Below are 19,459 nucleotides of genomic sequence, written 5' to 3'. Positions count from 1 at the left end.
GTTGTAATCTTGTCTGGTGAATTTTGATGAAAAACAAGAGAATAATCTCTGCCAGTCCGTCAAACCTTTTCGCGTGTTCCAATAGACCTGCTAGGTTTTGAAAACCTAGCAGGTCTCTGTTTTATTTTATAAAACTCGCCGAACTCAGGTTAATAGATATAGCTAACGCACTATAAAACGATGCGGAGGATCGACAGTCCTAAATTTAAATCACTTTATGGTACGTTTACTATAATTAAACCGCAATCTGTTGATGGGTAAAGTGGAGATAGTTACCTGAATAAATGCGTTGTAAGCCATGAATTTTCCAATTATAGAGATATATCCATGCAAGAACACCTTGTCCTGTCGTGGAGAAAACAGGCATTTTTTGGCGGATGTATTCTGTAGGAGTGGGAAAACGTTGGCTGCAGCCTTCATAATCATCTAAAAGTAGGAAAAGCTCTTCAGCTTGATGTAAACAGTAAAGTTCGCCAAAAACATGCTCGGAAGTCAGCGGGGAATAAATAGCACAGGGATAGCCATTAACTTCGTAGAGCTTGCCTTGAAAGTGTGCTGTATCAATAAATTCTGCATAACGGGTAATCGGTTGATGCATAGCATGTTGCATGTTTTTGAGGAGCGTGCCATAAACAAAAAGGTATTCCTGCGGTTTCATAGGCGAGAGCAGCAAATTCAAGTTTGATGATAGTGATATGTATGGTTGATGTCGGGAATATGTGCGAGTGCAACATAAACCAGCAGTCTATGATAGTTTTATAGAAAAATAATCACCATGAATCAAGTTTTTTATAGAATATAGCGAACGCACTATAAAAAGATGAAAAATGACCAAACAGAATTAAAACATTGCTTAATTGTCTGAACCATAATTCACATAATCTCCCTCCTCAGTTCGACGATTTTTTTTAAAATAACGCGAGTACGGCGAAAAAGGGCTTAAATAACTTGAGTTCGGCGAGTTTTATAAAATAAAACAGAGACCTGCTAGGTTTTGAAAACCTAGCAGGTCTGTCGGAACACGCGAAAAGGGTTGAAGGACTGGCAGAGATTATTCTCTTGTTTTTCATCGGAATTCACCAGACAAGCTGTTGTCTTTTTAAAAGAATCTCGCCGAACTCAGGTTAAATAGCAATCTTGGAAAAATAGTTGCGCTATACGAGTGCAACAAATGCCTCTTAAAAAAGCCTAACAGCGGTTAAGCCTCTGTTAGGTTTTTTATTTTAATCTCCTCATTTATTTTATATTTATTATTGTCTCGAGCCTGTCAGACAAGCGTGTGGATAATACATTGCATGAGTTGTGTATTCATGCGATTATCGCGTTTTTATGAGATTTGGCTTTGTTTGTTTTAGTATAGTAAAAATTATACTTTATATTCAATAAATTATTTATTATTGGCTCATCAGGCAAACCTCCCATATATCACAGTCATCGAGGAAATTTGCAATGGAGTATTTTTTACAGCAACTTATCAATGGTGTCACACTGGGCGCAATTTATGGCTTAATTGCTATTGGCTATTCAATGGTTTATGGCATTATCGGCATGATTAATTTTGCACATGGCGATATTTTTATGATAGGGGCGTTTACAGGCTTAATTGCGTTGTTAGTACTTGGTGCGGCGGGGATTACGTGGATACCGCTGGCTTTGTTATTAACACTCCTTGTGGCGATGCTATTAACATCGGTGTATGGCTGGACGGTTGAACGGCTTGCTTATCGTCCTTTGCGGGGGTCGTTTCGTCTCGCACCGCTAATTTCCGCAATTGGGATGTCTATTTTTTTACAAAACTATGTGCAGTTATTTCAAGGTGCACGAGTACGCCCTTTACCCCCGATGATTGAGGGTGGATTTACTTTGTTAGAGACAGATGGTTACAGTGTCGTTTTAAGTTATATGCAGATTATTATCATTGTAACGACATTAGTTTTAATGACGGGATTTACTTTATTAATTCATCGAACTTCTATTGGACGGGCACAACGGGCTTGTGAGCAGGATAGAACGATGGCGGCATTATTAGGAATTAATGTTGACCGTACGATTTCTTTAACCTTTGTGATGGGGGCAGCGTTAGCGGCTGTTGCAGGGGTAATGTTTTTATTATTTTATGGCGTTATCGATTTTTTTATTGGCTTCTCCGCAGGGATTAAGGCATTTACGGCAGCGGTATTAGGGGGAATTGGGTCTTTACCAGGGGCAATGCTAGGCGGTTTGTTGATTGGCTTAATTGAGGTTTTTTGGTCGGCTTATTTTTCTGTGGAATATAAGGATGTTGCAGCTTTTGGCATTTTAGTATTAGTGTTGATATTTCGCCCAACAGGCTTATTGGGTAAACCTGAAGTGGAGAAAGTGTAATGACTGCAACTATTCGTTCTTTTTTGCCTATTGCGTTAAAAGATGCTTTGTTAGCCGCAGCCATTGCTTTGGGGTTGAGTTTGCTCATGATAGGCGTGCGCCCTGTTGATTTGCCCAATGGTTTAGGTTTAAGTACGCATTGGAATTGGGTCGTTATCGCAGTTTTAAGTGTGTTTACAGGACGCTTTTTATTAATGATTTATTGGCTTTGGCGACGACAATATCACGCGCCCTTATTGCCTGTTGCTAATTTCCTACCTCACCTTTCCCCCTCGCTTTTTCGTTTTACTAATCTACTGATTGCTCTTGTTTTAATTGCACTTGCGATTGCGTTACCTTTTCTGAGTTTTACAGACCGTTATGTGTTGGACATCGCAACGCTGGTATTAACTTATATCATGTTGGGCTGGGGCTTAAATATTGTTGTTGGTTTAGCTGGATTGCTTGATTTAGGCTATGTCGGTTTTTACGCGGTTGGGGCTTATTCATTTGCGTTACTGTCCACACACTGGGGCTTAGGTTTTTGGATGTGTTTGCCACTAGCGGGATTATTGGGCGGATTATTTGGGGTTTTATTGGGTTATCCCGTGTTGCGGTTGCGGGGCGATTATCTTGCGATTGTCACGTTAGGATTTGGCGAAATTATTCGTATTATTCTGTTGAATTGGTATCAATTTACGGGGGGACCTAATGGTATTTCTGATATTCCGCGCCCAAGTTTTTTTGGATTGGAATTTACCCGTAGTCCTGAGGAAGGCATACAAGCATTTCATAGTTTTTTTAATATCGAGTTTTCGCCGATTCATCGCATTATCTTTCTTTACTATGTCATTCTTGGCATGGCGTTATTAACTAATCTTTTTACGTTACGCATTCGTAAATTACCCATCGGGCGAGCATGGGAAGCCTTGCGAGAAGATGAGATTGCTTGTCGCTCTTTAGGCATTAATCCCACAAATACGAAATTAACCGCTTTTGGTATTGGTGCTATGTTTGGCGGTTTCGCGGGTGCTTTTTTCGCAACACGTCAAGGCTTTATCAGCCCTGAAAGTTTCAGTTTTATTGAATCCGCGCTGATTCTGGCAATTGTGGTTTTGGGCGGAATGGGGCGACAAATGGGCGTTGTGTTTGCAGCAATTCTATTAATTGGGGTGACTGAGTTTTTCCGTGAACTACAGGAATATCGGATGCTTGCATTTGGTGGGGGAATGGTATTAATCATGGTTTGGCGACCCCGTGGACTATTGTCGCACCGTGACCCAACCATTTTATTACAGGGTCGTGAAATACCTGCTATAGAAAAGGGTTAAATACCAATGGATACTGATATTTTACTCACTGTAGAACATTTAACCATGCGTTTCAGCGGATTAATTGCCATTGATGATGTGTCGTTTAATGCAAAAAATCGCCAAATTACCGCAATTATTGGCCCTAATGGTGCTGGTAAAACCACTTTATTTAATTGTTTGACAGGTTTTTATAGCCCAACCATTGGACGACTCACGCTAACGCATGAAAATCAGGTTTTTTTATTAGAACGCTTACGCGGATTTGAAATTACTAAGCGGGCAAAAGTTGCGCGGACTTTTCAAAATATTCGATTATTTCCTGCCATGTCTGTGTTAGAAAATTTAATTGTGGCACAGCATAATCAGTTAATGCGTGCTTCAGGATTTACGTTTAAAGGCTTATTTGGGTTGCGTAGTTATCGTCAAGCAGAAAAAGCGGCAGTGGAATTAGCCTGTTACTGGTTGACACAGATTAAACTGTTGGAATATGCCGATACACCCGCAGGCAGTTTGCCTTATGGTGCACAACGAAAGTTAGAAATTGCTCGAGCAATGTGTACTTGTCCTCGTTTGCTGTGTTTGGATGAACCCGCCGCTGGGCTTAATCCGTCTGAATCCTTGGCATTAAGTGAGTTGCTCGTTTTTATTAAGGAAAAACATGATATTGGTATTTTATTGATTGAACATGATATGCAAGTCGTCATGGATATTTCTGACCATATTATTGTTTTAGATTATGGACGCAAAATTGCGGAGGGAATACCGATAGAAATTCGCCGTAATCCGACGGTGATTGCGGCTTATTTAGGTGAGGAAGCAAGCACAGGAGCACAACCTGCATGAGTGTTTTAACAGTGAATGGTGTTCATACTTATTACGGTAATATCCATGCGTTACATGGCATTAATTTAGAAATTCATGCAGGGGAAATTGTCACACTTATCGGCGCAAATGGCGCAGGTAAATCTACATTATTGATGACTATTTGTGGTAATCCGCGTGCGGCAGCGGGAACGATTACTTTTAAAGGTCAGGATATTACTTATTTACCAACTCATGAAATTGTCCGTTTAGGCATTGCTCACGCACCTGAGGGGCGGCGCATTTTTCCACGGATGACAGTCATGGAAAATTTACAGTTAGGCGCACAAGAATCGCCGTATTTTGAAACCGATTTAGAACGGATGTTTACGTTATTTCCACGCTTGAAAGAACGTCATCATCAACGTGGGGGAACGATGTCGGGTGGGGAACAGCAAATGCTGGCAATTGCACGAGCATTGATGAGTCGTCCACAACTTTTGTTATTAGATGAACCTTCCTTAGGACTCGCGCCATTAATTGTGAAGCAGATTTTTGAAGTTATTAAGGAAATTAATGAAAAAGAAAATGTAACTGTCTTTTTAATTGAACAGAATGCATACCATGCGTTAAAACTGGCGCATCGTGGTTATGTCTTGGTAAATGGTCATATTACGATGACAGGGACAGGGCAAGAATTATTAGAACAGCCTGAAATCAAAAATGCATATTTAGGGGGACATTAGCAGTATGATAATATAGTAAACGTACCATAAAATGATTTGAATTTAGGACTGGCAGTCCTCCACATTGTTTTATAGTGCGTTTACTCTAATCGTTCAATTTCTTCGCGTGTTAATCCCGTCGCAACCATAATAAGCTCAAGAGGGGCGTTGCTTTTCTTCAGTGTTATTGCGACTTTTATTCTTTCTTGTTCGATGCCTTGTTCAATTCCTTGTTTAACCCCTTGTTCGATACCTTGCTTAACACCTTGCTCAATCCCAATCTCAATACCCTTCTCCATCCCTATCTCAATCCCTTCCTGTTTAGCTGTGTCTAATACATTGATGAAATCGCGGTAGTATTTCAAACTCAATTCATACGCATGGCGGTCTTCATAACTCATGTTCGCTAATTTCGCTAAGGCAAAAGCGTCTTCGATAATATCCCCTTGAAATTCTCTCGGCATATCGTCAAATGTCACTAGTTCACGCAGAAAATATAACCACCATTCCAAATGGTTCGCTAATTCGGATTCTTGCTTTTTGAATTTCGCCATTTCTATGTAAATGAAGTTCAATTTCTTAAACGTGACTTCTTTACTGTAAATATCGGTAAGTTGTCCGAAATGTAAGTAATGGTCATCAGGAAAACTGGCTAAGGAGAAGTCTAAAATCCCAATGAAATAAATCGGGGTTAATTCAAAGTCCCATTTGCCTTTTTTGGCTTGGTCTTGAATTAAGAAGCTGGCGTAATAGGTAGCGCGGTCTTGAAAGTGTTCTTGTTTCGCACGTTGTAATTCAACAATGAATTCCTGATTTTTTTCATCCCGACAATAAATATCAAAGATGGCGCGTCGGTCTTCTTCTAACATGCCGAGTTTTTCGATATTTTTAAATTCTAAGCTGACAATTTTGTGTTTTATCGGTAATAAATCATTAAGAAAGCTGATAAGGAGGGGTTTACTTTCTTCACTGCCGAAGATTTTTTTAAAGCCAAAATCGGTGAAGGGGTTGATGAATGTGCCTAGGGATTTGTCGGTCATGTTGATGCGTCCTCATGCTTGGAAAGATATAGTAAACGTATCATAAAATTATTTAAATTTAGGACTGGCAGTCTTCCGCATCGTTTTATAGTACGTTTGCTATTTTGTTGTTGAATCAGCAATATTACTGATTCAACTGTATTTTTAAGGATTACGTTTCGCTTGTTGATAGGTTTTAAACAGTTGGCGTTGATATTCACCTGATAATACATATTCCGCTAACCAGATAAAACTTTGTGCGTCTTCGGTCATTCCTGTAAAGCGGTATAACGGTTCACCCGCTAAATTATAAAAAATAATCACAGGTGTGCTACGTACACGGTTGATTGTTTGACTAAATACTTTGCTACTAATGGTATTCCCTTCAAAATCGGTCAGTTCAACATCGCCCAAAATATCAATAGGAAAAATCAAAAAGCGTTCTTTGTAAAACTGTTGAACATCGGGCTGTGTAAATACGGTGTCGCGCATTCGTTTACAAAATGGGCAACCTTCCATTTCAAAAAATAACATAATCCCTTGTTTACCATTTTCTTTTGCCGTTTGTAGTTCTGCTTGCAAATCGCCAAATGTCACATCAAAAAAGGCTTGGCTATTACCTGTTTTAGTAGGCTGATTTACATAACGTGCTTGTTTATAATCAGTAAAGGATTGTTGTTGATAGTGTTCCTGTAGAATATATTCACCTAGCCATAAAAATTCCTCAGGATTTTGAGTAATCCCAGAAAAACTATAAAGTAGTGTTCCTTGCGGGTTAAAAAATAGGGCTAATGGATACGCTTTTCCCTCTGAATTTAATTGTTTGGCGACTGTTGTTGTCGTACTTGCTTGATTTTCAAAGTTAATGATAGATGTGGTAACACTTGCATTGATTTGTAAATTAATGAAGTTTTGTTGATAAAAATTAGCAATTTGCGCTTGTGGAAAAATGACTGTTTGCATGTAGTTACATAATGCACATTTTTCAGCTGTGATAAATATAAAAATGCCTTTTTTATCTTCTTTTTGTGCATTTTCTATGGCTTGAGTCAATGAACTTGGATTTTGTAACCAAGTTGTGGGCATCTGTTCGGCAAAAAGCAGACTTGCATAAAAAGTGAGCATTAACGCAATAACGATTGATTTCACAGCTGTTTCTCCGTAAAAATAAGACAGGAATCGCAGAACGTGACAGCGGACAGTGTGCTTTTTAAAGCATACTGTCCTGTTTGAACAAGTGTAGGAAGAAAACAATAAGCTGTATTTAGAATTTTGCTTGTTGTTTTTTAACGGCGACCATTTCTTCAGAAGCGTGTACGGCTTGCCCTAAGGTGGTAATTCCGCGAGCAATTAATAGGTCTAATAAACGTAAGAAGACTTCTGCCGTCGCTAATGCATCACCAATGGCAGTATGTCGTCCACTAATATCAACGCCTAAACGCTCCGCAATGCTGTCTAAATAATGGTTTTCAGTGTGGGGGTGAAGATAACCAGAAATTAAAAGCGTATCTAATACAGGATTATTAAATCGAATGCCTGTTATGCCTTCTTTCATGCTAAGAAACTTCATGTCAAACGCAACATTGTGCCCAACCAGTACTGCATCGCCTACGAAGGTTTTAAATTTGGGTAATACGGTTTGAATCATAGGTTGGTCTTTAACCATGTCATCTGTAATGCCATGAAAACGAATTGAGGCTTTTGGAATTGGCTTATTCGGATTAACCAGATATTGGAAGGCTTCCCCGCTTAAAATTCGCCCATTCACCACACGCACGCCTGCAATGGAAATAATTTCATCGCCTTCAGAAGGACGAAGCCCTGTTGTTTCTGTATCAAAAACAACGAATTCTAAAGAGGACAATGGACGGTCAGCCATTTCACCCAAGGCATTTTCTGGCAGTTGAAAGTCATAAAATTCAGGGCGTGGCGCAAGCACTTCGCGCGGTTGTTCCCATTGGCGACGAGATGCAGGAAGTGGCAGGCGTAATAATGCAGATTTTGCTTTACGGTGGGTTTGACTCCATAAGTCACTGTCATGAATATAAAGAATATCGCGCATGGTCTTCGCGCCTATCATGTCGGGTATGGTTTCCCGTGACCATGATTCTAATACAGTGTCGGAAATGGGTTGTCCTTGCCAAATAATGTCTAAATAAACACGACGATTACCCATTAATGGCTCTATATTGAATTGCTTGATTTCTAAATAATCATGGAGTTTGTTAATTAAATGCGTTAAGAGACAAATCAGGGCATAACCATCCACATGTAGCCATAAAGGATTACCAGTGCCTGTTAGAATAATCTGTTTTCTGGTTGGCAGTTTATGGTTAATGCTGTTAATGAGGTCGTCTGAGTGTACATCTGCCATAGACCATTGATGATTTGCCAGACGGGAAGATTCTTGGGCGATATTTTCCAACGAGACGCTTAACTGTCTGCTTTCTTGGACAATGATGTGTATAAAAGCATCATGTGTGGTTTGTGGCATTTGTGGATGTTCTACTAAGGTTTCCGCAGCCGCTCGCAAATTCGCCAAGGGAGCACGATATTTTTCTGTCAGTTGTAATAGCTGTTGTTCTTGTTGCTGTACGGCTTCAAGCCGTTGGGTTACATCATTAAAAGCTAAGACAAAACCTGTTTCGTTGTCCTGTTCAAATGAACGAGCAAGACGACAATGATAGAGGCTATTGGTATCATGCGCGCTACATACAAACTCGCCTTCTTGTTTCGTGTGTTTGTCCCGACTGGTGCGCAAACGTAGCATTTCTAAGGTATGTTCAACAGGCGAACGGGCAAAGACTTCATAAATAGAACGACCTAAGCCTAATGCAGCGTGATTGCCCAAAATATGTAATGCGGCAGGGTTATAAAGAACAATTCGTCCTTGTGTATCGCAAACAATCACACCGCTATCAAGGTCACGGAGAATGGTTTCTAAACGTATCTTTTGCGCCTCTACTTTCGCGGCACTACTGGCAATCGCTTGTGCAAGTTCTAAACGGGTCTTATGGTGTTTATCGCCTAAAGCTTGAACAGATTTAGCAAGGTCAGTGAGCAGATGAAAGCGGTTTAATTCTAGTTTATGCGCGGGGTTACTGTGTAACATGATTTCTATACCGCGAATAATCCATTGTAGTGGAAAAAAAAGCTTGTTATCTAACAGCATCCATACAATCGCTAGAATAGAAAAACTTGCAAAACCACCGACAGCAAGAAAGCCTTCAAAGGCGTTGCGTTGTTCAGAATCAACAATCTTATCAAGTAATAAAAACCACCCACCGATAAAAATTGTTAAGTTCACACTGATAGCAATAAAGAAACCTAACCAAAATTGTGTTCTCGCGCTCATACATCCGCCAATAACTCTTTAACTTTTTCAACGACTTCTTGTGTAGCAAATGGCTTAGTAATGTATTCATCCGCACCAAGGGCTAATCCTTTTTCACGTTCGATATCACGTCCTTTTGCAGTAAGCATTACAATTCGAATTGTTTTCCAAGCAGGATTTGCGCGGATGATTTCACAGACTTGATAACCACTTTTTTTCGGCATGTTGACATCAAGCAAGATTAAATCGGGGAGAGTGGTTTCTACAATTTGTAAGGCTTCTTCACCATCTTTAGCAGTTTTAACAATGTATTGTGCTTGCTTCATTAAAAATTCTAAAGATAGCAAGATATTGGGCTCGTCATCGACGACTAATATCGTCTTACTCATAATTCCGTTCTCCTTTAGATTTGTGCATGAAATATGATTGTTGGTGTTATCCATGCGATGTTGTTGTAAAAAACGCTTATGATAACGAATCTACAAGAGACTCGCTACTTGCAGGTAATGCTATGCTTTTGGATATTATTTATTTTATCGTAAAACGAATATTTATTAGAAAACAATAATACAAAGAGGTGAAGATAATTTAAGAGGAAGGGATGGAACAGGGTTTATATAGTAAACGCACTATAAAACAATGCGGAGAACTATCCTGTGAGGACTGCTAGTCCTAAATTTAAATTGTTTTATAGCACGTTTACTATATGAATTAATGCTTTAAAAAAGCAAAAAAAACGGCGACTTCAGTCGCCGTTTTTTTCAATCACGATTCTATCAAGAAAAACTTACCTTAGTTAGGGCAAGTATCTGTATTGACGATGTTCGCTTGGATTGCAGAGCTAGAGAATACCACTTTACCAGCTGGATTACGGTAGCCTACATAGAGGTTTAATAAACCGCCAATGTAGAATTGACCTTGATATAACACGCTGCTGTAGAGAGAAGGTAATTCACCCACTTCTTTCGCAGCGGTAAGACCCGCTAAGCTCATACCGTCCCATGTGACGATGTTGTTAAGGTCCATCATGTACCAGCCGCTGAAGTTAAACTCGCCGATGGTTAATAAACCAACGATGAGGACTTCACCACCTTTGCCTACGTCAGCAGGATCAACTTGGAAGGCAGCTTGGATGCTAACAGGATTGTTAGGACCGTAGCAAGATAACACGGCTGTTTTGGTAAAGCCGTCCCCTGCTTTCAGGGCTTGATAGATACCACCGAAGAAGTCTAATGTACCTTCAGTCACTTCACCTGTTGTTGGGTCAAACACAGAACCTGTGCTGGTTAACTCAGGACGGACGGAGCATTTATCACCTGCGAAGAAGCCTAAGGCAGATTCGCAATCTACTTGGGTTGTGCAAGCAGACAGGTTAGAAGTAGAGCATTGACCTTCATAAGCAGATGCAACGGTGAATGTACGTTCTGCTTTGACGCTACCATCAGGATTTCTGAAGGTTAACTTGAATGTACCTTCAACAGCACCAGCACCCACAACTAAGACTTTTCTAGAGCCAGCAGTGGTAAATAATTGTTGACCTGTTGCAATAATGTTACCGCTTAAATCTCTGACATCAGGATTTTGGATAACACCTTCACCTGTTAAGCCATCGTTAAATAACACGGTGACATCAGTGGTAGGATAAGGATTGCCATCTTGATCCAGAATTTCAACAGTTAAAGCAACTTCACTGTTGGTAGGAATCTTATCCTGAGTGATGTACGCGTTAATTGCGGTCAGTTTTTCAGGCGCGCTGACATTGGTAGTAACAGTAATGTTGTTAGTACCTAAGCCTGGTTTGTCAAAGGCTAACGCGATATTGTCTGTGCCACTGAAAGCTTTAGTGCCAACGGTTGCATATCTGACTTCAACCACACCACCTGGGCTTAAATCAGGAATACCTGCGGAGGCAGTACCTGTACCCATGTAGGAAACACTGATAGAGTTTGTGCTGCTAGCAGTGAATGTACCTGTGCCACCAGGTGAACCAGGGGTAACGGAGTTACCGAAGGTATCAAACATCTTCAGTGAACGTTCAGGGATATAAGCCGCGCGGTCTGTGGAGCTAGCAATTGTTCCAGCATAAACAGAGGTAACTTTTTGGTTATGTGCGTTACGTAATTCAACGTTGGTTGCTGCTGCACGGATGATACCCGCTGCATCAACTAATTGTTGGGCATAAACACCAGTGCTATCAGAAATTAAGTAGGTAGCACCATCAGTTGCTGTTTTGAAGAAACCTTGCACAACATTGGTGCTAGGATCACGGTTAACAGTTAAAGACTCACTGGTGGTCGTATTTTGGATAGTAATAGGACCAACATTGGCATTGTTATCGCTTGTAACAACAGTGAAGGCTTTAAATTCTGTACCAGCCATTTGGGCGGTAGTGAATAAAGGAGAAACAACTAAGGTTTTCTCAACAGCACTGATTGCTAGAGGAGCGGAGGCAGTAATACCAGAAACGGTAGTTCTGTTAGGACCAGATAATGCAGTACCCACTAAAGAAGCTGTGCTGGCTTTGGTAAAGGCGGAGCTACCAGCTACACCGATTTGGTAAGAACCTTTGGAAGCACCAACACCCACAGGGATATCAAATGCGGCAACACCCGTGGTAGTCGTGTTTGCATCTTTTACTTCAACAGTAATGGCTGTGCCAGCTCTGCTGGTTGTGGTATTACCATATTCGTCTTTTAATGTTGCAGAAACAGTCGCACCTTGACCAGCATTGACATTCAGACGTTGTTTGTTAGCACTTAAAACAATGCTACGTGGTAAACCAGTAGAGATAACTTCAACAGTATCAGGATAGAGTAAATCTACGCTGTTGCCATCAAAGCCTTTGAAGGTTGCTTCAATATAGTATTTACCAGCAGAGGTAACTTTATTGTCTAAAGTGACAATGGCTTTACCTAATTGCATTTGGGTGGTGTAAGGGACGCTGGTGCTACCTTTTCTTAAGGTAACGGTCAATTCACCCGCTGCGGAGGGGTTTTCAGATTCCACAATAATTTGTGCACCTGCAACACCTGCAGTCATTTTACCAGTAATACCGTCAGCCCAAATGCCATCATCAGTTGTACCGAGTGCTTTTTCAGGGTCAAGTGCAGAAGCTTTAAATTCTACAACGTTTAAAGCTTTAGGTGCTGAAGAAGGAGGGTTGATGGTAACAACACGCTCGGCAGAGGCAATCGTTTTGAATTCCACACCACCGCCTGTGGTTGGGATTCTTTCTTGTAGGGTAATGGTAACTGAGTCAGTGCCTGTTGCTGTGACAGGGTAGTTGATACTAACTTGACCGTTACCTTGGTTTAAACGGAAGTATCTAACTTGAGAAGTAAATTGACCAGATGATGGTCTTGGGTCATCAGGGGTAGCACCAGGATAGGTAGAACCGCCAACGATTTCACCTTTAATGGTATTGACTACAGCAATAATCACTGAGCCTTGTTGTTCACCAAAACGGTCAACAGCACCAGAGCTATCTAAGCCTAATAATGCTAAGTTAATTGTACCGCCAGCATTAATAGTTGCTTTATCGAGAATAAATTCACCACCGACGGTGGTGGTGGTTGCCATTACAGAACCTGTTGCCAAAGTCAGCGCAATAGCTGAAGCTAAAGCTGTTTTCTTGAAGTTCATGTTCACTAATCTCCGTGGTTAATCTTGAGATGGGTAAGCCATAGTCGGAATATATACAACCTTTAAGGTGTCAGTATTTTAACACTATTTTGCATAGATTCTACACAACTATACACACCCAACTTATACATCAGGTTACTACTTATATTGCACATAAAACAAACAATTTTCAAGTTATTTTACGACTTTAATCTGTCATTTCTTCATCAACAAAGCATATTGTTTTTTTAGTTTCTTAGTCTTTTTAATTGTTAAATTCGTTTTTTATTTGAAACTAATTCAATTTATTAAAATGTGCTCGAACATTTTAATCGGCACTAATCCAGATTATTTGTCGTTGATAAGCAAGTTGAGTTGTATTTTGGGCAAGCATTGCATCTATTTCGTAAATCCCTTCTGTCAGCCCTACAGGTAGCGCGCCTTGTATAATTAACCCATTCATACCAAACAAAGAAAGTTGTATATCTCCCGTAAACGGGAATGGGCTTTGTAAAGTATCATTAAAAGGGGTAGCTTCTAGGACTGGTTCAGCGTCGAACCGCTCATAAAGTGTAAAGCGTTGTTCCGCAATGGGGAGATTAACACGTAAGTATAGGTCTGCTGATTGCCCGATTAAACCTGTTAATAAAAGGTCTATATTTAAATAATCATTAGGACGATAGCTTGTTTGAGTCAGTGGTAAAAATGCTAAATAATTTCCAGCAGATGGTGTTGTTGGTAAATGTAATTGTCCAAACCCCGCTTCTTCATCCCAACCTATCGCATTAATATCTTGGCTGGCTTGCATTAATTGAACAATGAGTTCAGTAGCACTTTTTTCAGGATTATTAGCAGCTAGTAAGGCAAAACTAGCACTGACTATTGCCGCTGCGGGTGATGTTCCGATATAAAAATTGACATAGCCTGTTCCAGGTTGAGTTGTCCATAGACTTGTTCCAGGTGCGGTAATCATTAAATCATTTCCATAACTGCCGAAACGTTCATGACTTTTAGTGTATGCACCAACGCTAACGACAAAAGGAAGACTCGCTGGAAAAGCGACTGTGGATAAATCTTCATTGCCTGCGGCGGCAACAAGGATTTTATTTTTATTGAAGGCATAGCGTAATGCATCTTCTACCCAAGGCGCGGATTCTTCTAACATCACACTCATAGAAATAATTCGTGCATCACTATCAGCTGCTGCGAGGATAGCGGCGGCAAGCGTTGTAGAGCTAAAACTCCCTCCATCAGCTTGATTCAATTTATAGGGGATTACTTTTGTCTGTGGTGCAACGCCACAACTCCCAATACGATTGTTGCATTGTGCGACCATAAGCCCAGCCATTGCTGTGCCATGCCCATTTGCATCATAAGGCTCTGCATCATCATCCCCAAAATCGTAGCCTTGTGAAAATAGAATATTGTCTTTTAAATCGGGATGGTTTGGGTCGACACCGCTATCTAATAATGCAATGGTGACACCCGCTCCTTGCGTTGTTTCCCAATAAGTGGGTACACCAATTTCATCCAGATGCCATTGCTGGGTATAGAGCTCATCATTTGGTGTTGCACTGACAAAATAACCACGAACATCGGTATAGAATGGCAAACGGCTTATCTGTCTTAAATGAGTTTGATTATCACTATCGGAAATTTCGATGACAAGCCAAGGTAATGGGGATAAATCTTTAATAACTTGTCCTTGCTGATATAATCGTGCGACTTCGGCAGAATCTGTTTCTGTATCTAAATGTACGAGTACCTGTTTCGCTTGTACAACAGGTACAATGGACACAAATAAAATGCTTGTAAGAATCGCTTTATAAAGAAAATTAAACATTTGGACAAATTGGTAAATACAGGAGATTTTGTATTGTAGCGGATTAATTTACACAATTGTAGTAATCTTTCGACGTACTGTTACTTTTTTGTCACAAATTAAATTCATGAGCATAGTAATACTTAACTTTCTGAAGCGTTACATTTTTACCACAAAGCAAGGTTTAGTGTCACCCTTTCAAGCAATTTATCAGCATAGGCATCTCGTTTTTTTATTGCTAAAACGGGATATTATCACGCGCACATCGGGCACGTGGTTAGGCGATGCATGGTTATTATTACAACCTGCATTACAAATTGTTGGTTTTTGGTTTCTCTTGGATGTGGTGTTAAAAATTAAATTTCCGAGCGGCGTTGCCTTTGTCGATTATTTTCTCTTGGGCATGTTACCGTGGTTATTTATCTCTGAAGTGTTAAACCGTAGCTTGAATGTCTTGAGCGAATTTGGAGGGCTATATCGACGTGCGGTCTTTCCTGTCATTATTTTACCGTTATTGCCACTGATTTTATCTACCTTGTTGTATGCCATTGTAATGGCAATTATCGTGTGGCTCATGCAAGGATTCGCTGCAATCCCTTTTGGCGTGGCAAGCATTGTTATGTTGATGGTTTGGCTAATTCCTATGTGCTATTTATTAGCAATCACAGGTTTATTCTTAAAGGATATTAGTCAATTTTTTCCATTTCTGATTACCATCACTATGTATTTAACCCCTATCATGTACATGCCTGATTTAATGCCTAGTTCATTACAATGGATTCTCGTGATTAATCCCGTTGCTGATGTTATGCGCCTTATTCATGCAGGCACGCAAGGATTGGCATGGGATTATTGGAATGTACTGCGTCCATTAGGATTGTGGCTATTGCTGTTAGGACCTGCATGGGTACTCTTCCAGCGATCCGAACCGCATATTCGTGAGATGTTATAGTGCTTTATTAGTCCGTTTTACAAGGAAAATAACGGGTAGTAAACCGACTAACACCAGTGTTAAAGCGGGCAATGCTGCCCTTTCCCATTCGCCTTCGGCGGTCATTTCGTAAATACGGACAGATAAAGTATCCCAGCCAAAAGGTCGTAAGAGTAAAGTTGCGGGCATTTCTTTCATCACATCGACTAGAACTAGTAAAAATCCTGCAAATAAGCCTGAGCGTAGTAGAGGAAAATAGAGACGTTTAAGAATATCAAGATGGCTCGCGCCTAAACTACGCGCAGCATCTTGTAAAGAAGGACGAATTTGATGTAAGCCACTATCCACGGCACCGAAAGCAACTGCCATAAAACGCACAATATACGCGAGAAGTAAGGCAATAATCCCGCCTGTTAATAAGCGATAAGGACTTAAACCAATACTGGTAAAAAACGCTTGTAACTGATTATCCATCCAAACAAAACTTAACATCACACCAACCGCGAGAACCGAGCCTGGTAATGCATAGCCCATGGTGGCGACTGAGACGGCAAAACGAATACTCCGACTTTTTCGTTGCGTATGTTGGCTAAATCCGAGTAATAAAGCACTAAAAACAGTCAGAGAGGCAGCAATAACGCCTAATAAGAGTGTATTGGTCAGTAGATTGATATAGCGGTAGTCTAAATCACGGGCAGCAGTTTGCCATATCCAAACAATCAATTGTAACAGTGGAATAAAGAACGCAAACGCAAAGATAAAACCTGCAAATGTAGTTGCTGTGATAGCTTTCCAACCCTTTAATTGGTAACGATGTTGACAACGTGAGTCTGTGTGATAACGTGCCCGCCCACGAAAATATCGCTCAGTCAATAAGGCTGTAATGACAAATAATAAGAGTAAAGTTGCTAATTGTGCTGCTGCATGTAAATTAAATAAATTAATCCATGCTTTATAAATAGCAGTGGTAAATGTATTGTAGTTAAAAACAGCAACCGTGCCAAAGTCTGCCAGCGTTTCCATTAATGCCAATGAAACCCCAGCCGCAATGGCAGGTCGTGCGATAGGTAAGGCAACATGATAAAACGCTTGAAAAGGACTTGCGCCCAAAGACCGCGCCGCCTCCATCATCCGCTGTCCCTGCCCTAAAAATGCAACACGTACTAACATGTAAATATAAGGGTATAGGGCTAATACCATAACGATAATAACCCCTTTTTCTGAGCGGATAGCAGGAAACCAGAGACTAGAACCAAACCATTGACGGATTAGACTTTGCACAACGCCACTGTAATCAAATAAACCAACCATCACAAACGCAAGCACATAAGCAGGGACGGCAAGGGGCAACATTAATCCCCATTCAAAAAAACGTCTGCCCGGAAATTCGCACATAGCAGTTAGCCATGCCAAGCTCACGCCTATCACCGTCACGCCAATGCCAACGCCTATCAGTAAGACGAACGTATTACGTAGTAATTCAGGTAAAACTGTTTGTAGGAGATGTTGCCAAATATCAGAGGCATTAGATAGCCATGTCGCGCTTAAGACTAAAAGTGGGACTAAAACCAGAATAGCGAGTCCTAAGCTAATCAGCTTCCATCCACCGCCTTGTGAAAAAAAAGAGTATTGAACAATAGGTTGCGAAGGAAAAGGTGACGGCAAGGTCTCTGAAAGCGTATTCATGGGTCACAACGGCATAATGAGTCAATAAAATGGCGGGAAAAACGTTGAATACTCTGCAAGTTGAGAATTTAGCGGATGAATAATTGATTCTCAACTTGAGAGGAATAACACCAACTCACAACTATTTATAACCAGCTCTATCCATTAATTTTACTGCATCTACTTGCAAACGCCCCGCTTCTACGACATCGATAGTGTTAGGCTTAAAGTCTCCCCATTTTTTCACCACCTCACTTGCAGGAACGATAGGATTTGCAGGATATTCATAATTTAACTCAGCAAACACTTTTTGTGCTTCAGGGGTTGTCAACCATTCCAACAGTTTTAAAGCCGCTTCAGGATGCTTCGCATATTTAGTAATTCCTGCGCCAGAAACATTGACATGTGCACCGTCTTGACTCCAAAAAATTGCAACAGGTAAATCAGGTTTTTCAGCCTGTAATCTGCCTAAATAATAAGTATTCGCAATACCGACATCGCATTGTCCCGCTGCAATTGCTTCAATTAACTTTGTATCATTAGAGAAAACATCGGTTGCTAAATTCGCAACCCAGCCTTTAACAACCTGCTCAGTCTTTTCCTCGCCTAGTTGGCTAATCATCATCCCAACCATAGACTGGTTATAAACTTTTTTAGAAGTCCGTAAACATAAGCGACCTTTCCATTGACTATCTGCTAATGCAGCATATGTCGTTAATTCAGTAGGTTTCACCCGTTCCGTACTATACATAATGGTACGAGAGCGGATGGATAAACCTGTCCAACGATTCTTAGGGTCGCGCAAATAGGCTGGGATGTTTTGCTGGATAGTGGGAGAATCAACTGCAGCTAAAACGTCTCGCTCTGTCGCTTGCCATAAATTACCTGCATCGACAGTAATCAACATATCAGCAGGTGTATTTTTCCCTTCGGCTTGCAAACGTTCTAATAATGCAGCTTCTTCTGCCGTTGTGAACTTAATGGCGACCCCTGTACTTTTGGTGTACAAATCAAACAATGGCTTAATTAAACTATCATTTCTTGCAGAGTACACGATAATTTCATCAGCAGCCCAACTTATAGAACTGAAACCTAAACAGGCAAGTGCTAATCCTAAACTAATTTTTTTAACTTTCTTTGAGAACATTAGTTAAATAACTCCATATTATCGGCAAAGAGAAATAGAATACATGCAAATGATAATTGTTCTTATTTGTAAAGACAATGTTTTATCATGTCAATTTCTTTTAAAAATTGGTTAGAATGAATGGAATACAAAACAAAAACAGGTATGTAAAAAATACATACCCGCTTTTAGAGGAGAAAATACATGTTTGTGTATTTTAAGAATTGCGCACGCGAATAATAATATCTAAACCCGCAGAACAAGTTCCCTTTGGTAAGGTTGGATGATACGCAAGGCTTAAATTTTCATCTTCTATATCGGTTAATTCCCCTGTATCCACATTATAAAAATGCTGATGCGGTGTTGTATTAGAGTCATAAAACACTTTAGTTGGGTCAACAATTACCTGACGAATTAACCCTTTTTCAACAAACAAACTCAAGGTATTATAAATCGTTGCTTTAGAGACAACAGGACTTTCCTTATTCAAGGTCTGTAATAAATCATCGGCAGCAAAATGTTGATGACGCGCTAAAACCAGCAAAGCGATATCTACACGTTGTTGTGTAGGCGTTACTTGATGGTAACGGAGTAAATCAACCACTTGCTCTTTATTAATAACAAAGTGACTAGCATGGGTTTTCATGATTATTTATCTAACTCAAGATAGATAGTTAAGCCAATAAGGTTTTTGTTGTTTTATTTACATTATAGTCAAGCTCGCATAATCGCAAGCCTATCTTGTCTTCGTTTAATAAA

Annotated in this window: 15 protein-coding genes; 5 read left to right on the top strand and 10 right to left on the bottom strand. The window is 40.3% G+C overall.

Going from position 1 to position 19,459, the window contains the following annotated elements; all coding sequences use genetic code 11:
• Positions 1-235 precede the first annotated feature (235 nt).
• On the bottom strand, positions 236-658 hold the full coding sequence (locus BEGALDRAFT_RS15465) for a gamma-glutamylcyclotransferase family protein (protein WP_002691589.1): 423 nt from the start codon (positions 656-658) through the stop codon (positions 236-238).
• 791 nt (positions 659-1,449) lie between these two features.
• On the opposite strand from BEGALDRAFT_RS15465, the gene BEGALDRAFT_RS15460 reads away from it, so the two are divergent.
• From BEGALDRAFT_RS15460 to BEGALDRAFT_RS15445, 4 genes are read left to right on the top strand one after another with little or no spacing between them, the layout of a single operon-like run.
• Positions 1,450-2,364, top strand: a complete 915-nt coding sequence (locus tag BEGALDRAFT_RS15460) for an ABC transporter permease subunit (protein WP_002691587.1) — start codon at positions 1,450-1,452, stop codon at positions 2,362-2,364.
• Complete coding sequence (gene livM / locus BEGALDRAFT_RS19070) at positions 2,364-3,674, top strand: high-affinity branched-chain amino acid ABC transporter permease LivM (protein WP_002691585.1); 1,311 nt, start codon at positions 2,364-2,366, stop codon at positions 3,672-3,674. Before BEGALDRAFT_RS15460 ends, livM begins: the two co-directional genes overlap by 1 nt.
• 6 nt (positions 3,675-3,680) lie before the next feature.
• Positions 3,681-4,499 (top strand): ABC transporter ATP-binding protein, encoded by an 819-nt coding sequence (locus BEGALDRAFT_RS19065; protein WP_002691583.1) that lies wholly within the window; start codon positions 3,681-3,683, stop codon positions 4,497-4,499.
• Positions 4,496-5,203 carry an ABC transporter ATP-binding protein gene (locus BEGALDRAFT_RS15445; protein WP_002691580.1) on the top strand — a complete coding sequence of 236 codons (708 nt, stop codon included), beginning with the start codon at positions 4,496-4,498 and terminating at the stop codon, positions 5,201-5,203. The genes BEGALDRAFT_RS19065 and BEGALDRAFT_RS15445 overlap by 4 nt, the downstream gene beginning before the upstream one ends.
• Positions 5,204-5,283: 80 nt before the next feature.
• Here BEGALDRAFT_RS15445 and BEGALDRAFT_RS15440 read toward each other — a convergent pair whose 3' ends face one another.
• The 6 genes from BEGALDRAFT_RS15440 to BEGALDRAFT_RS15415 all read right to left on the bottom strand — a co-directional run bounded on the left by BEGALDRAFT_RS15440 (position 5,284) and on the right by BEGALDRAFT_RS15415 (position 14,954).
• Entirely contained in the window at positions 5,284-6,222 is a 939-nt protein-coding gene (locus BEGALDRAFT_RS15440; RefSeq protein ID WP_002691578.1) for an Rpn family recombination-promoting nuclease/putative transposase, read from the bottom strand.
• 144 nt (positions 6,223-6,366) lie between these two features.
• A complete protein-coding gene (locus tag BEGALDRAFT_RS18515; RefSeq protein ID WP_002691576.1) occupies positions 6,367-7,350 on the bottom strand; it encodes a thioredoxin family protein in 984 nt (327 codons plus the stop codon).
• 115 nt (positions 7,351-7,465) lie between these two features.
• Positions 7,466-9,556 (bottom strand): 3'-5' exonuclease, encoded by a 2,091-nt coding sequence (locus BEGALDRAFT_RS15430; protein ID WP_002691574.1) that lies wholly within the window; start codon positions 9,554-9,556, stop codon positions 7,466-7,468.
• Positions 9,553-9,924, bottom strand: a complete 372-nt coding sequence (locus tag BEGALDRAFT_RS15425) for a response regulator transcription factor (protein ID WP_002691572.1) — start codon at positions 9,922-9,924, stop codon at positions 9,553-9,555. Before BEGALDRAFT_RS15425 ends, BEGALDRAFT_RS15430 begins: the two co-directional genes overlap by 4 nt.
• Before the next feature lie 403 nt (positions 9,925-10,327).
• On the bottom strand, positions 10,328-13,177 hold the full coding sequence (locus BEGALDRAFT_RS15420) for a hypothetical protein (protein ID WP_002691570.1): 2,850 nt from the start codon (positions 13,175-13,177) through the stop codon (positions 10,328-10,330).
• 307 nt (positions 13,178-13,484) lie between these two features.
• Positions 13,485-14,954, bottom strand: a complete 1,470-nt coding sequence (locus BEGALDRAFT_RS15415; RefSeq protein WP_198284653.1) for a S8 family serine peptidase — start codon at positions 14,952-14,954, stop codon at positions 13,485-13,487.
• A gap of 211 nt (positions 14,955-15,165) precedes the next feature.
• Here BEGALDRAFT_RS15415 and BEGALDRAFT_RS15410 point away from each other — a divergent pair, with 211 nt between their 5' ends.
• On the top strand, positions 15,166-15,930 hold the full coding sequence (locus BEGALDRAFT_RS15410) for an ABC transporter permease (protein WP_198284652.1): 765 nt from the start codon (positions 15,166-15,168) through the stop codon (positions 15,928-15,930).
• On the opposite strand, the gene BEGALDRAFT_RS15405 is transcribed toward BEGALDRAFT_RS15410, so the two are convergent.
• From BEGALDRAFT_RS15405 to BEGALDRAFT_RS15395, 3 genes are all read right to left on the bottom strand, one after another.
• The gene (locus BEGALDRAFT_RS15405; protein WP_002691565.1) at positions 15,925-17,595 is read right to left on the bottom strand and encodes an ABC transporter permease; all 1,671 of its coding nucleotides are present in this window, start codon (positions 17,593-17,595) and stop codon (positions 15,925-15,927) included. The two genes, BEGALDRAFT_RS15410 and BEGALDRAFT_RS15405, sit on opposite strands and share 6 nt — an antisense overlap.
• 121 nt (positions 17,596-17,716) lie before the next feature.
• Positions 17,717-18,721, bottom strand: coding sequence for a Fe(3+) ABC transporter substrate-binding protein (locus BEGALDRAFT_RS15400; RefSeq protein WP_002691563.1), 1,005 nt, complete (start codon positions 18,719-18,721; stop codon positions 17,717-17,719).
• Between the two features lie 196 nt (positions 18,722-18,917).
• On the bottom strand, positions 18,918-19,346 hold the full coding sequence (locus tag BEGALDRAFT_RS15395) for a Fur family transcriptional regulator (protein WP_002691561.1): 429 nt from the start codon (positions 19,344-19,346) through the stop codon (positions 18,918-18,920).
• Between the last annotated feature and the right edge of the window lie 113 nt (positions 19,347-19,459).

This window comes from Beggiatoa alba B18LD, assembly GCF_000245015.1.
Classification (GTDB): domain Bacteria; phylum Pseudomonadota; class Gammaproteobacteria; order Beggiatoales; family Beggiatoaceae; genus Beggiatoa; species Beggiatoa alba.
Note: the sequence above shows the minus strand (reverse complement) of the source record. Positions and strands in the feature narration are given on the sequence as shown.